This is a genomic window from Mucilaginibacter sp. HD30 (assembly GCF_054061755.1).
In genome coordinates, this window is sequence record NZ_JBSSEO010000001.1 from 1,347,207 (window position 1) to 1,359,865 (window position 12,659).

Annotated in this window: 15 protein-coding genes; 8 read left to right on the plus strand and 7 right to left on the minus strand. The window is 40.5% G+C overall.

What is annotated here, in order from left to right; all coding sequences use genetic code 11:
- The first annotated feature begins 43 nt into the window (after nucleotides 1-43).
- Nucleotides 44-1,150 (plus strand): alanine dehydrogenase, encoded by a 1,107-nt coding sequence (gene ald / locus ACVW2L_RS06585; RefSeq protein WP_457127168.1) that lies wholly within the window; start codon nucleotides 44-46, stop codon nucleotides 1,148-1,150.
- A gap of 51 nt (nucleotides 1,151-1,201) precedes the next feature.
- Here the strand turns inward: ald and ACVW2L_RS06590 are convergent, their stop codons facing one another.
- From ACVW2L_RS06590 to ACVW2L_RS06605, 4 genes are read right to left on the minus strand one after another with little or no spacing between them, the layout of a single operon-like run.
- Nucleotides 1,202-2,578, minus strand: a complete 1,377-nt coding sequence (locus ACVW2L_RS06590) for an MATE family efflux transporter (protein ID WP_457127169.1) — start codon at nucleotides 2,576-2,578, stop codon at nucleotides 1,202-1,204.
- A 20-nt stretch (nucleotides 2,579-2,598) separates the two neighbouring features.
- Nucleotides 2,599-2,811 (minus strand): hypothetical protein, encoded by a 213-nt coding sequence (locus ACVW2L_RS06595; RefSeq protein ID WP_457127170.1) that lies wholly within the window; start codon nucleotides 2,809-2,811, stop codon nucleotides 2,599-2,601.
- Between the two features lie 20 nt (nucleotides 2,812-2,831).
- Complete coding sequence (locus tag ACVW2L_RS06600; protein WP_457127171.1) at nucleotides 2,832-3,329, minus strand: DinB family protein; 498 nt, start codon at nucleotides 3,327-3,329, stop codon at nucleotides 2,832-2,834.
- 48 nt (nucleotides 3,330-3,377) lie between these two features.
- Nucleotides 3,378-3,803 carry a VOC family protein gene (locus ACVW2L_RS06605; protein WP_457127172.1) on the minus strand — a complete coding sequence of 142 codons (426 nt, stop codon included), beginning with the start codon at nucleotides 3,801-3,803 and terminating at the stop codon, nucleotides 3,378-3,380.
- A gap of 148 nt (nucleotides 3,804-3,951) precedes the next feature.
- Between ACVW2L_RS06605 and ACVW2L_RS06610 the strand changes: the two genes are divergently transcribed.
- The 4 genes from ACVW2L_RS06610 to ACVW2L_RS06625 all read left to right on the plus strand — a co-directional run bounded on the left by ACVW2L_RS06610 (nucleotide 3,952) and on the right by ACVW2L_RS06625 (nucleotide 7,316).
- The gene (locus ACVW2L_RS06610; RefSeq protein ID WP_457127173.1) at nucleotides 3,952-4,917 is read left to right on the plus strand and encodes a GlxA family transcriptional regulator; all 966 of its coding nucleotides are present in this window, start codon (nucleotides 3,952-3,954) and stop codon (nucleotides 4,915-4,917) included.
- Nucleotides 4,918-5,003: 86 nt separating this feature from the next.
- Nucleotides 5,004-5,510, plus strand: coding sequence for a GbsR/MarR family transcriptional regulator (locus ACVW2L_RS06615; RefSeq protein WP_457127174.1), 507 nt, complete (start codon nucleotides 5,004-5,006; stop codon nucleotides 5,508-5,510).
- A gap of 52 nt (nucleotides 5,511-5,562) precedes the next feature.
- Nucleotides 5,563-6,378, plus strand: a complete 816-nt coding sequence (locus ACVW2L_RS06620) for a DCC1-like thiol-disulfide oxidoreductase family protein (RefSeq protein ID WP_457127175.1) — start codon at nucleotides 5,563-5,565, stop codon at nucleotides 6,376-6,378.
- 11 nt (nucleotides 6,379-6,389) lie between these two features.
- Complete coding sequence (locus ACVW2L_RS06625; protein ID WP_457127176.1) at nucleotides 6,390-7,316, plus strand: TIGR01777 family oxidoreductase; 927 nt, start codon at nucleotides 6,390-6,392, stop codon at nucleotides 7,314-7,316.
- Nucleotides 7,317-7,337: 21 nt separating this feature from the next.
- Here ACVW2L_RS06625 and ACVW2L_RS06630 read toward each other — a convergent pair whose 3' ends face one another.
- A complete protein-coding gene (locus ACVW2L_RS06630) occupies nucleotides 7,338-7,760 on the minus strand; it encodes a secondary thiamine-phosphate synthase enzyme YjbQ (RefSeq protein ID WP_457127177.1) in 423 nt (140 codons plus the stop codon).
- 148 nt (nucleotides 7,761-7,908) lie between these two features.
- Between ACVW2L_RS06630 and ACVW2L_RS06635 the strand changes: the two genes are divergently transcribed.
- Nucleotides 7,909-8,049 carry a PLDc N-terminal domain-containing protein gene (locus ACVW2L_RS06635; protein WP_457130182.1) on the plus strand — a complete coding sequence of 47 codons (141 nt, stop codon included), beginning with the start codon at nucleotides 7,909-7,911 and terminating at the stop codon, nucleotides 8,047-8,049.
- Between the two features lie 94 nt (nucleotides 8,050-8,143).
- On the opposite strand, the gene ACVW2L_RS06640 is transcribed toward ACVW2L_RS06635, so the two are convergent.
- Nucleotides 8,144-10,192, minus strand: a complete 2,049-nt coding sequence (locus tag ACVW2L_RS06640) for a redoxin family protein (protein WP_457127178.1) — start codon at nucleotides 10,190-10,192, stop codon at nucleotides 8,144-8,146.
- A gap of 181 nt (nucleotides 10,193-10,373) precedes the next feature.
- On the opposite strand from ACVW2L_RS06640, the gene ACVW2L_RS06645 reads away from it, so the two are divergent.
- Complete coding sequence (locus ACVW2L_RS06645; RefSeq protein ID WP_457127179.1) at nucleotides 10,374-10,886, plus strand: SHOCT domain-containing protein; 513 nt, start codon at nucleotides 10,374-10,376, stop codon at nucleotides 10,884-10,886.
- 117 nt (nucleotides 10,887-11,003) lie between these two features.
- Nucleotides 11,004-11,927, plus strand: coding sequence for a hypothetical protein (locus ACVW2L_RS06650; RefSeq protein ID WP_457127180.1), 924 nt, complete (start codon nucleotides 11,004-11,006; stop codon nucleotides 11,925-11,927).
- Here ACVW2L_RS06650 and ACVW2L_RS06655 read toward each other — a convergent pair.
- A complete protein-coding gene (locus ACVW2L_RS06655) occupies nucleotides 11,914-12,609 on the minus strand; it encodes a methyltransferase domain-containing protein (protein ID WP_457127181.1) in 696 nt (231 codons plus the stop codon). The genes ACVW2L_RS06650 and ACVW2L_RS06655 overlap by 14 nt on opposite strands.
- Nucleotides 12,610-12,659 lie beyond the last annotated feature (50 nt).

Genomic DNA, 12,659 nt, shown 5'->3' on the forward strand with positions numbered 1-12,659 from the left:
TATCGGTTATTTAATTTATGCAAACACATTTAATTAATTGATCATGACTATCGGCGTACCAAAAGAAATTAAGAATAACGAGAACAGAGTTGCAGTTACACCCGCTGGGGTTGTGGCATTAGTTGCCGCTGGCCATCAGGTTAGCATTGAAAAAAGCGCCGGCGAAGGGTCTGGTTTTATTGATGCCGCATACGAACAGGCTGGCGCAAAATTGGTTGATACCGCCGCAGAAGCGTGGGCCAACAATATGGTGATGAAGGTAAAAGAACCTATAGAAAGCGAATTTAAGTATTTCCGTCAAGATCTAATATTATTTACCTACCTGCATCTTGCCGCTGAACCAAAACTTACCAAAGCACTTTTAGACAAAAAGGTTACCGCTATAGCTTACGAAACCATTCAACTACCAAACGGAACCCTGCCTTTGTTAACGCCTATGAGTGAGGTTGCCGGCCGCATGGCCGTTCAGGTTGGCGCATCATATCTGGAAAAACCAAATGGTGGCAAAGGTGTGCTGCTTAGTGGTGTACCCGGTGTGCGCAGGGCTAAAGTTGCTATTATAGGCGGGGGTGTTGCAGGCACCAATGCGGCAAAAATTGCTATAGGCTTAGGTGCCGAAGTAACAATACTTGATACCAACCTTGATCGCCTGCGTCAATTGGATGATATTTTTGGTTACCAGGTATCAACCCTGGCATCTAATTCAAGCACCATTGCTCAAATTGTTAAATGTTCTGACCTGGTTATTGGTGCTGTATTAATACCCGGTGCTAAATCGCCTAAATTAGTTACGCAGGCAATGGTAGCTTCTATGGAGCCGGGTTCGGTTATTGTGGATGTGGCTATAGATCAGGGCGGTATATTTGAAACAGCCGACCATGTAACCACACACGATGACCCGGTTTATATAAAAAACAAAGTGCTGCATTACTCCGTTGGCAATATGCCAGGCGCAGTTCCTTATACTTCAACCATTGCTTTAACAAATGCAACGTTGTTTTATGCGCTGCAAATAGCAGGTAAGGGCTACAAAAAAGCTTTTGCAGATAACGCCGCACTACTAAAAGGCTTAAATACTTTTGAAGGTTCTGTTACTTATAAAGCTGTTGCCGATGTTTACGGTTATCACTTTATGGAGCCCAGGTTTTAGAAGTTTTAACACATTGTCATCCTATGGAAACGTAGGATGACAATGAACTATCTATACCTTAACTTCTTTCCATTTCCCTTTTCTAAAGTAATACCATGCGGCAAGTGCAAGCAGGGTTTCTGCTATTGGCATTGATAGGAAAGCTCCTGTTGAGCGCAGGTTAAAGCTATTCGCCAGAACGTAAGCCAACGTTATCTGTATCAGCCAAAAGCAAACAAAGTTGATCCAGGTGGGCGTTTGGGTGTCGCCGGCTCCGTTTAATGCCTGGCTCATCACCATCCCCAAACCATAAAATATATAGCCGGAGCCCATTATCTTTAAGGCTAACGATCCATACTTTATAACTTCCGGTTCGTTCGTAAAGAATTTAATTATCCAATCAGAAAATAAAAGAAACAACAGCATTACAAAGCCCATAAAAATAGCATTGTATTTTGCGGCAATGTTTACGCTTTGTTCGGCGCGGTCAAACTTTCTGGCACCCAGGTTTTGGCCCACCAATGTAGCCGCTGCATTGCTTAATCCCCATGCGGGTAAAATAAAGAATATTACATTGCGCATAGCCAATTGATAGCCTGCAGAGGCGTTGGTACCATCAGTTTCGGCAACCAAACGCGTTACAGCAATCCAACTGCCACTTGCTATAATAAACTGTAGGGTAGCCGGCCACGCTATTTTTATAATTGATTTTACAACTGCGGTATCAAAACCAAAATCAGCCATGCTAAACTTAATAATGCCATTGCCTTTGTATAAATGGTAGCACTGGTATAAGACACCCGATGAACGACCTGTAACGGTTGCTATTGCCGCACCCTTTAGACCAAAAAAGTGGATCAGGATAGGGCAAAGGATAATATTTACAGCACTGGCTATCCAAAGACTTTTCATGGCCATAGCGGCATTGCCCGCGCCACGATAGATTCCGTTAATAAGAAATATCAACATGATTACCACGCTTCCGCCAAACATAATACGGGTAAAAATAGACCCTTCGGCAACTACTTCCTGGCTGGCACCCATTAGCTTTAAAACATGTGGCGCAAAAATAGTCCCGGCAATGGTTAATGCGACAGATAGCACAATTGCCACCAATACAGCCTGTGCGCCTGCATGTCCCGCAGCTTTAGGGTTTCTCTCGCCAACCCGCCTTGCCACAACTGCCGTTGCCGCTACACTTAAACCAATTGCAATGGAGTAAACTATGGTAATAACAGATTCTGTTAAACCAACGCTGGCAATTGCGTTTGGACCTAATTTGCTCACAAAAAATATGTCTACCAGCGCAAATACGCTTTCCAGGCTAAGTTCCAATATCATCGGTATAGCCAGCAGAAACACCGCTTTGCGGATACTTCCCTCTGTGTAGTCCTGTTCCTGGCCGCTAAGTGAGAGTTTTATAGCAGATAAAAATTTTCTGAAAGTCATGGCATGTAAGCGGCTATAAACTAAGTGAGTACTTCACAAGAATAGCCATTTGAATTCAAAATATGTATAATTTTTTCGGGAACAACCGTGAATGCTTCTACACGCAATATCTTGTCACAATCTTCCATATCAAAATTGATAAGGCTATCAGGAAAATGGTCTTCAAGTTGCCTAATTAATAGTTCAGACAGTTCAACTTCCGCTACATTCGTTTTGAAAACTTCAACTATCATAATATACTATTATTAAACGTTTAAACTTTCGCCAACGCTACATCAATATTTTTTAATTGGCGGGTGTGGCGGATTGCATGTACATTAAAAAACCACAAGAATTCCAGTCGGGTAAATGGGCCGAAGCCAGGTACTTCAAACACTGTAACTACTTCGTTCAGACCCAAAGTTTCTGCTGCGACTATCAGCCTATCAAAGGTCGTTTCGAGTCCATTTAGCAAAACATCCTTGTCGTAAGCTTTATCTTCCGGTACAATAAAATCGGGAGATTTCATTTTAATCTCAAAATTCAGAAACATGTCTGAAATTGCTTTTACTTTCTCGTCAGGCTGTCTGTCTGTTGGTTTGGTATCGGCATATAGCAAATCTGCACCAACAGCTTTTGATACATGTTCTGATACCTGACCCGCTGTCCAACTTCCCTCGAAAGGTACTGTATTGAATTTTTGCTCGTCAATTGCCGAAATAGCATTCAATAAAGCGGCTTTGGTTTGTGTAAGATCTTGCGAAATATTCATAGGTAGGTGATTAATGCAGCACCCCCAAATAGAGGTGCTGCCATATGATTATTGCTGAGCTTCTTTGTAATTTACCATCCACTGTATGCCGAATTTATCTATCAGCATTCCGAAATAGTCGCCCCAAAACTCTTTCTTTAAAGGCACAATAACGTTAGCACTATCAGACAGTCCTTTAAAAAGAGCTTCCGTTTCTTCCATACTATCCGGCGATATGGAGATAGCGAAATTATCACCAAAGGTTAATTTTTGCCCCATAGAAGTAAGGCAGTCTGTGCCCATCAGCATATTGCCCCATATTGGTAAGGCAATGTGCATGATCTTGTCTTTGTCTTCATCGGATACATTTGCACCGTGCTCAGTGTCTCTGAAACGCATTACCATTTCAAACTCGCCGCCAAAAACTGACTTGTAAAAATTGAAAGCTTCTTCGGTGTTACCTAAAAAGTTCAAATAAGGATTAATTGCTGCCATTGTTGTGTTGTTTAATATTGGTTAAGTATTGTGCTTTATAATAATGCTAAAATAGTTGGTATTTTGGTTTAAACAAATGGGTGTAAAAGTCAATTGTAGGGGGCATTTGAGACATTTTTTTTATCTTGCTACCCACAGTACTATTAATATGAAAAACTTAGGTATTTTACTTACGCACAACTACAGATTGTTGAGCGTGGCCGCAATATTGGATATGTTTGATAGTGTTAATCGCTTCTACAGGGAGGAGGGCAGCGAACCTTTTTTCAACATAAATCTATTCTGTGCTGAGAAAGACGCTGCGTATGCCGAGTTTAACAACTATCCATTGCTTGCCCTTGATGGAGCACCCCAACAGGATATTATTTTTGTTCCGGCGTTCCGGTCTGATAATATTCGTGCAGCTGTTTTGGATAATAAACCATTCATCCCATGGCTGCAGCAGCAATTTAGCGGTGGATCAGAAATTGCCTGTGTTTGTACAGGTGCTTTCCTGCTTGGAGCTACCGGCTTACTTAATGGCAGGCCGGCTACTACGCATGTTGATGCCTGCCAAGCTTTTACAGACAGTTTTCCGGCAGTAAACCTGCAGCCCGACAAAGTGGTTACCGGTGAGGGCGGGCTTTACACCAGCGGCGGCTCAACATCAAGTTTTCATTTAATGCTTCATCTGCTGCAAAAATATTGTGGTAAAGAAATAGCAGTACGTGCTGCTAAATTATTTTCGATTGATATGGACCGCGAGCAACAAACGTACTTCAGTACTTTTTACCCGGCGCAACAACATAACGATCAGTTGGTAGCCATGGCCCAGCAACGCATAGAGGAGGGGTTTCATCATAACGGCACTATTGAGGACCTTATTAAGGAAATACCCGGAAGCCGTCGTAATATTTTACGAAGGTTTAAGCAAATAACCGGCATTACGCCAATTGAGTATCTGCAAAAAACCAGAATTGAAGCGGCAAAAAAACTCTTAGTACAAACTAACCAACAGATGACGGAGGTGATGCTTAACTCGGGTTACAGCGACCCTAAGGCGTTCAGAAAGGTTTTCCGTAAATCTGTAGGGATGACGCCGACGGGGTATAGGGAAAAGTTTTTTATGGGATAAGGTGGATTATATAGTTCATGGCGATCAGTTTGTAAATAAACTTTCAATAAGTTTTGAAAGTTTAAAAATAGTTTTTACATTTGTTTATGGAATTGCAGGACGCAAGGTTAAAGTTTATAGAAGCATGGGGTAAGCTGGGCACAGAGTGGGGCATAAACCGTACTATGGCGCAGGTACATGCCTTACTATTGATAACGCCGGGCGAATTGACTACCGAAGAAATAATGGAGCAATTACAGATCTCTCGCGGTAATGCTAACATGACGCTACGAGATCTGATAGGATGGGGCTTGGTTGAAAAAAAGCATCGCGCTGGCGAACGTAAGGAGTATTTTTTTGCTGATAAAGATACTTGGAACATAGCCCGCCAGGTAGCTAAGGAACGCCGTAAGAGAGAGCTGGATCCGGTGCTAAAGGTATTAGATGAGTTGAGCAAAGTGGAGGGTGATAAGAAAGATGAGCATTTTAAAACGTTTAATAAATCTATTACTGACATTAATAAACTGGCCAAAAACGTTGATAAAACTTTAGAGACCATGATTAAAGCAGAAGAGAACTGGTTTTGGGGTTCTATCCTAAAAATATTTAAATAAAAAAATTTGTAATTAATTTTCAAATATTTCTGAAACTTTAATTTTAATGAAAATGAAAACTTTAGCCAAACACCTTTTACTATTTGATGCTGAATGCCCCATTTGCAATGCTTACAGCAAAGCTGTTGTAAAAAGTGGATTAATAGACAGCGATGGACGTAAGGCCTATCAACATGAACTTGACGCTCAGACCTGTCCGATGGTTGACAGGCAGCGAGCGGCCGATCAGATAGCATTGGTAAATTTAGAAACAGGAGAGGTGAGCTATGGCGCAGAAAGTATACTAAGGCTATATGCAGCGCAATATCCACTATTGGGCAGAATACTTACTTTCCAAACCGTGATGTGGGTGTTAAACAAATTGTATGCGTTTTTATCCTATAACCGCAGGGTCATCGTTCCACCAACCGGCCTGCGTTATGGTTTGCAACCTGCTTTAAAACTCCATTATCGTATAGCATATTTGATATTAACCTGGTTTACAACATCAGTTATATTGACAAAATACGCAGCGCTATTGGCTGATGTGGTGCCGGTTGGAGGAAGCTTACGGGAGTACTTCATCTGCAGTGGTCAAATCATCTTTCAGGGGATTGTGGTAAGTTTTGTAGCGAAGCACAAACGATGGGATTATTTAGGCAACATGATGACCATATCTTTCGCGGGCGCATTGCTACTATGTTTAATGTTGATAGCAGCTCCGTTTATTGGAAATCACCCGATAATATTTTTAGCTTATTTTATAACTGTTGTAGGTCTGATGTTTTTAGAACATATCCGCAGAAGTAGACTATTACAAATAGGCTGGTGGTTAACCATTAGCTGGGCGCTTTATCGCATTATTGTTTTATTAATTATACTTGGCTAAACCTAAACATCATGAGATACAAGAGAATAATTTTAGCAGGCGGTAACGGTTACATGGGTGGGGTTTTTGCTGATCATTATAAAGACCTTGCTGACGAAGTAATTATTTTAAGCAGACAGGCTAAAAATAGCAAAGACAACATACGAACACTGGTATGGGACGGGAAAACAGAAGGCGCTTGGGTCAACGAACTGGAAGGCGCAGAGTTGCTGATTAATTTGTGCGGGAAGAATGTGAATTGCCGTTATACTAAAAAAAACAAGGCGGAAATATTCACCTCAAGATTATTGCCTACTGCTTTGCTAGGCAAAGTTATAGCTAAGTTGGCTAACCCACCAAAACTTTGGATCAACATGAGTTCTGCCACCATTTACCGTCACGCAGAGGACCGCCCACAGAATGAAGAAACCGGTGAAATTGGCTACGGCTTTTCCATCGACGTTTGTAAAAGCTGGGAAAAAACTTTTTTTGATACTTATACGCCGCACACACGCAAGATAGCATTACGCATGGGTATTGTGTTGGGCGGCGCTGATGGAGCTTTCCCACGGTTGCTTAACCTGGTTAAATTAGGTATGGGAGGTAGGCAGGGTAGTGGTGAGCAATATATATCCTGGGTACACGAACAAGATGCAGTAGCTTGTACCGAATTTTTGCTGACTCACGATGACATAACCGGAGCTGTGAACTGCACTGCCCCACAACCCGTAAAAAATAAAGATTTTATGAGCGCCTTACGAAAAGCATGGGGGATACCATTTGGATTACCTGCGCCTGCGTGGCTGTTACAAATAGGCTTGGCCATTATTGGGAGCGAAATGGAATTGATACTAAAAAGTAGATGGGTAATATCAAAGCGACTGAAAGATGCAGGCTACCAGTTTCAATTTAATGAGGTAGAATATGCAATTGGCGATATTTTAAGTATTAAAAGTTAATAGTAAGCAACAAAAAGAAATTTACACTCCCCAAGCCGTAATCATCAAACTACGCTGCCCGCCGTAGTTACGATGCTCACATAAATAAATGCCCTGCCATATACCCAACGCCAACCTGCCATTGCGAACAGGTATTGTAACCGACGCCCCCAGCATAGACGCCTTAATGTGGGCAGGCATATCATCCGGGCCTTCATCGTCATGCAGATACTCCGGGTCATTTTCAGGGACGGTTTTGCTGAAATACATTTCAAAATCCTTACGTACAGTTGGATCGGCATTTTCATTGATGGTAAGCGATGCCGATGTATGTTGAATAAATACCTGGCAAATACCGCTTTTTATTTCGCTTATCTGCGGTAAGGCGTGAATTACTTCGGAGGTAATTAAATGGAAACCACGCCTGCGCTGGCCAAGCTGTATATGTTGCTGAAAGATCTTCATTAAATGCACGTAACAATAATTATGCAAATATGCTGTAATATGCTGCGCTTAACGGTATCTTAGTTTAAAAACTTTGCATGAATAATTTACTTTTTTAGGATTTGGTTTCGGCAGTTCAATATTCGGGATATTATACGCAATACTTGCCATCTACTGCATAGTTGATATAATGAGATCATCCTTTAAAGACAATACAACCAGGCTATTGTGGTTGGCTGTTGTATTGTTGGCACCGTTTTTAGGGTCAATTGCCTATCTTATAGCCGGGCGCGGTGGAAAAAGATGGTAGGGTAATTTATTATTGATATCTCATAGCAATTGAGAATGCAATAAGATGTTAAACAAAAAGCCCGACTAAATCGGGCTTTTTGTTTAAAGTGTTTTTATTTATTCACCGAAGGCGGCTGAGGTGCAGCAACACCAGAATTTGAAGTGCTCGGTGCCGATATTTTTGTTTTAGCGATAGGGTCATCCAATAGCTCTATCATGGCCGTTACTTCGTTTACCACGCCTTCTGTTGATCCGGTGTAGCCAACATATTTAAAGCGGATATCACCGTTTTTATCAATAATAAATTTGGTGGGAATGCCCTCCACTTTATAGGTGCTAATCACTTTTGATTGCCGCTTATCAGAACCTGTTTCGTCAACCAATACATGGAAGGAATAGCCTTTTTCAGAAATAAATTTCTTCACTCCCGGCAAATAATTGCTGCCGGTTTCCCAGGTATCAATAAAAAGGAAAACAACGTCAGGATTATTTTTATACTTGTTTTGGGCTATCTGCATGCCCGGGAAAGACATTATGCACGGCCCGCACCAGGTTGCCCAAAAGTCAATTATCACTGTTTTGCCTTTAAAGCTTGCCAGTGAAACCGTTTTTCCGCTCAAATCTTTTAATGTAAAAAGGGGAGCGGATTCTTTGATCATTTTGTTGCTCAGGTCTTTTTTAACTGTAGCAAGCTGCTGTAAATTGGTCGCAGAATTTGCGTTAGCTAAAACGTCTTTTTGTTGTGCTTCAAACGCTTTTTTTGCCTGCTCTTTTTTCTCATTATTCGATTTTTGCACATCAGCCCAATAAATGTCAAAACCGGTCATATCGCCTTTTACTTTTTGATAAGCCGTTTTAAATTCATCCTCAATTATCGCTGTTGTTTTGCCTGCTCTTATGTTCTTTTCTGCTATCGCAAGCGCTTTTGTATAGTCTTTAGCAGAATTTAACATTTGAACATAGTGTTCAACTATTTCGGTATTATCATTGCCCAAATCGTACACCACTGCCTGATATTTTACGGCCTCGTCAAATTTTCCTTCTTTCCATAGAATGTAAGCATAAGTATCACCATACATAGAAAAGGATCCGCCGTTTGCCTTTGTCAATTCGGTAAGCGAGATCAATCCGGCTTTTGATAATGCTATATCTACAGTCTGTTTAGAAAGTTTTTCTGCTTCCGCTAATCTTTCGCCTGCCACGGCCCAGTTCCAAGCTGCGTTGTTAAGCACACTTGACAACATATCCTTATTCGTTATCATGGCTGAATATCTGTCGAAGCTTTTAGTGTCGCCATTTTTTAAGTAAACACTAAGCATAGTAGCTATAGTAGGTTCTTTCAAATTGGCGGGAGCATCCTTATATTTTACAAGAAAGGCTTTAAAAAGGGAGTCTTTTTTTACCGGATCTTTTTCTTTGCTTATAGGCGTAACGTCATCTCCAATAGCCACCCTACCCATAGGGAATTTTATTTTAATCACCTTAGTTAGCGAATCAATGCCAGATGTTTGGCCCATAGTCCTCATAAGATTCATGGCAAACGCCAAATCATTCTCATCCGAACTGCTTTTCAATTCTGATATTCTTCTGTTTACAAGGCTGGCATTTGCCGGATTAGCTGCCAAATAAGCATAATAGTTATTGGCATATTTTTTTTCACTTTGAGGAAATATTTCAAACTCTTTTTTGAAGAGCAAAACAGCATCATCAGCGCTTCTTGTAATTTTGGCATAACTTGTACCAATACCACTTCCTAAAATAAAAGCGTTGCTGGCGTACGCGCCTTCTAAAGGTTTTTGATCTTTATATACAAGCGAAGTAAATCCTTTTCCATCGTTATTATCAACGGTTGTTCCTTTGTTGATTTTTATAAAAAAAGCACGGGCACCCGGCGATACGTTAAATTCACCTTTAAAAGTTTTTCCGTCGCCTTCGATGGTTATTGGGGTAGATGGGTAGCCGGTATCCTCAATAAACCACGCGGTACCTTCAAGTTTTCCGCTAACCTTAGCTAAATCCGGTGTTACATCGTAAGTAAAGCTGATTTTTTCGTTTTTTTCGGGATAAGAATTAGAAAACTTTAAACGCGATGTATTCTGCGCAAACGAAATCTGCATTGTCGGCATAGCCAACAAAAGCATTAAGGGTTTTAGGTTTTTCATAGTAACTATGTTTTTAGTGAATTTACGCAACATTATTTAAAAAATCCAAATTTTTAACAATAAATAACTATTTTAATATAGCTTTCGATTAATCACCTTTAGTTTAGCGTGGCGAAAAAATGCAATTGACGACTAATAGTGATAAATATCTATCTTTAGCTGTTTAATCGGTGCTATAAAAATGAAAAATATAATTGTTTCTGTGTTTTGTTTGTTACCGTTTTTCGGTTTCGCCCAAAATGAATATAAAGCTTCTAACGGTAAAACTTACCGTATTGGCGATACCGTGAAAGTAGCGTTGGGGTCTATGCCCGATGGGAATTTTAAATATATACTGGCCAGCCAACCGGCATTTTTTCCGCCGCGCCGCAATGGTAACGATTTAAGTGCCCGTAAAGACTTTGCACACAGCAATGCTGTTATAAAAAAGATTAAAACCGGCAGCAGGTTAACCGACAATGGCAATAAAATAATTCTGGTAGTTAAAGGCAATGGCTTAATAAATTTTGATGTTTGGATAGAGGAGGCTATTGCAGCCTGCGAAGTTACACCATGTGCTAATACAACCAGCACGGCTACAGTACCAGCTTCGAGCGTAGCAGACGAGTTACTTAAACTAAAAAAACTATTAGATGCCGGTGCGCTTACGCAGGACGAGTTTAACGCGCAAAAGAAAAAGTTGTTAGGTAACTAAGTGTTATGCCGCATTGTTTGTTAAACGAAAAAGGATTAACACTTTACATTACAGTGTCAATTATTTGAAAATAATGATGTTACCTTAGTTTGCGCCTATTCAAAATGGCTTGCCTAAATGACTAAACAATTATTTTTATGCTTTTTCTTTACAGCAGCTGTATCATTACGTGTATTATCGCAGGGATGTAGCGACGCCGGCTTCTGCAGCCTTGGCGCTTTAAAGAATGTTTCTGGTGGTGCTCAGCCCAAGCGAATGTTCGATGTAGGTTTTAATTTTGGCTATGGCGAGCAAAAAACGCTTACTTATAATCCATATATTCAATATGGTGTAACTGTAAATGAGCGTTTAACTATCCAGGGGAAATTAACTTCAACCTACGCAAACGGCTTTTCAGGCAGTAAATTTAACCTGGGTGATATATATGGAGTAATTACTTATATGCCAACTAATTACGCAAATAGTAGTCTTAGGTTTATTGGTGGCGTAAAAATACCATTAACTACTGCAAATGATAAAAACGCTGCGGGTTTAGCTTTACCGCTTGATTATCAATCAAGCATTGGCACTTATGACTTAATAGGAGGGGTTAACTATGTATACGGCGGTCATTTTGAATTGGACGCCGCTTTGCAGGTACCGGTTATTCAAAATAATAAAAGCGGGTTTTTTCCAGATAATTTCCCACCTGATAGCCGTATTAACAATTTTCCTCCAACGAATAAGTTTAGCCGTCAGCCAGATGTGTTGTTTCGTTTAGGATATTATATAAATCTGCCCGCATCAATTACGCTGAAGCCCAACCTGCTGGCAATTTACCATACAGGTAATGACAGTTACCTCAACCGTGACGGAGCCCGAATAGCACTTATCAATTCACAAGGGCTTACCCTTAATCAAGGTATCAACGTAACAAAAAGTTTTGGTAATAATAACCGCCTTGAACTAATTGCAGCTATGCCTGCGATAGGCAGAAAATTACGTCCGGATGGGTTAACGCGTAAATGGGTTTTAAATCTTCAATATTCTATAGCCTTTTAGTTAAAGTTAACCTTGTAAGGTATTGCCCAAATTCATCTTCCAGCAACACTTCCATATCAAAACCACATTGAGCTGCTATGGATGCCATCGTTTGCTCATCAATATAAAGCCAGTTAAACCATTCTGATCTGACTTTTTTATAGGCATATTGATAAGCTATTTCGCCATAATAATGGCTGGCAGGCAAATTGTCTTTATATAAGTACGCAACATCAGATGAGTCAAAAAGTATTTGCCCATCTGGGTTAAGTAGCGTTTTTAGGTGATGGAGTAACGCCCTTAGCTTTTCTATATTTCCAGCCAGACCAATTCCGTTCATTAATAATAAAAGGGTGTCAAAAGTGCTGGCATTGTACTCAAAAATATCTGCATGTACAACTTTCTCAACTCCCCTGTCAAGCATAACGCACGTTAGCAAAGGGGATATATCTAAAGCCGTTACGTCAACCGAGCTTTGTTGTAATATCAGCGAATGGCTTCCGGCTCCTGCGCCAATATCAAGCACTTTGCCATAACATCGCTCAATGGCAAGCCATTCCATATCGGGCATATCGTCTTCTGCTCTAAAATATGCATCAACAGGCATTTCTTCACGCGGTCCATATTTATTGTATATCCATAGTTTGCCTGCAAAGCACCCTTTATGATGATCGTACACGGCCTTCCCTAAAATATCGTCCATAAGGCAAAAATATTATAAAGGATAACTAAAACTTTAAAACAAATCTTTAT

Excerpts from the sequence above, each read along its gene's own strand:
- ald (WP_457127168.1), top strand. The coding sequence starts at position 44 with ATGACTATCGGCGTACCAAAAGAAATTAAGAATAACGAGAACAGAGTT.
- ACVW2L_RS06590 (WP_457127169.1), bottom strand. The coding sequence starts at position 2,578 with ATGACTTTCAGAAAATTTTTATCTGCTATAAAACTCTCACTTAGCGGC.
- ACVW2L_RS06595 (WP_457127170.1), bottom strand. The coding sequence starts at position 2,811 with ATGATAGTTGAAGTTTTCAAAACGAATGTAGCGGAAGTTGAACTGTCT.
- ACVW2L_RS06600 (WP_457127171.1), bottom strand. The coding sequence starts at position 3,329 with ATGAATATTTCGCAAGATCTTACACAAACCAAAGCCGCTTTATTGAAT.
- ACVW2L_RS06605 (WP_457127172.1), bottom strand. The coding sequence starts at position 3,803 with ATGGCAGCAATTAATCCTTATTTGAACTTTTTAGGTAACACCGAAGAA.
- ACVW2L_RS06610 (WP_457127173.1), top strand. The coding sequence starts at position 3,952 with ATGAAAAACTTAGGTATTTTACTTACGCACAACTACAGATTGTTGAGC.
- ACVW2L_RS06615 (WP_457127174.1), top strand. The coding sequence starts at position 5,004 with ATGGAATTGCAGGACGCAAGGTTAAAGTTTATAGAAGCATGGGGTAAG.
- ACVW2L_RS06620 (WP_457127175.1), top strand. The coding sequence starts at position 5,563 with ATGAAAACTTTAGCCAAACACCTTTTACTATTTGATGCTGAATGCCCC.
- ACVW2L_RS06625 (WP_457127176.1), top strand. The coding sequence starts at position 6,390 with ATGAGATACAAGAGAATAATTTTAGCAGGCGGTAACGGTTACATGGGT.
- ACVW2L_RS06630 (WP_457127177.1), bottom strand. The coding sequence starts at position 7,760 with ATGAAGATCTTTCAGCAACATATACAGCTTGGCCAGCGCAGGCGTGGT.
- ACVW2L_RS06640 (WP_457127178.1), bottom strand. The coding sequence starts at position 10,192 with ATGAAAAACCTAAAACCCTTAATGCTTTTGTTGGCTATGCCGACAATG.
- ACVW2L_RS06645 (WP_457127179.1), top strand. The coding sequence starts at position 10,374 with ATGAAAAATATAATTGTTTCTGTGTTTTGTTTGTTACCGTTTTTCGGT.
- ACVW2L_RS06650 (WP_457127180.1), top strand. The coding sequence starts at position 11,004 with ATGACTAAACAATTATTTTTATGCTTTTTCTTTACAGCAGCTGTATCA.
- ACVW2L_RS06655 (WP_457127181.1), bottom strand. The coding sequence starts at position 12,609 with ATGGACGATATTTTAGGGAAGGCCGTGTACGATCATCATAAAGGGTGC.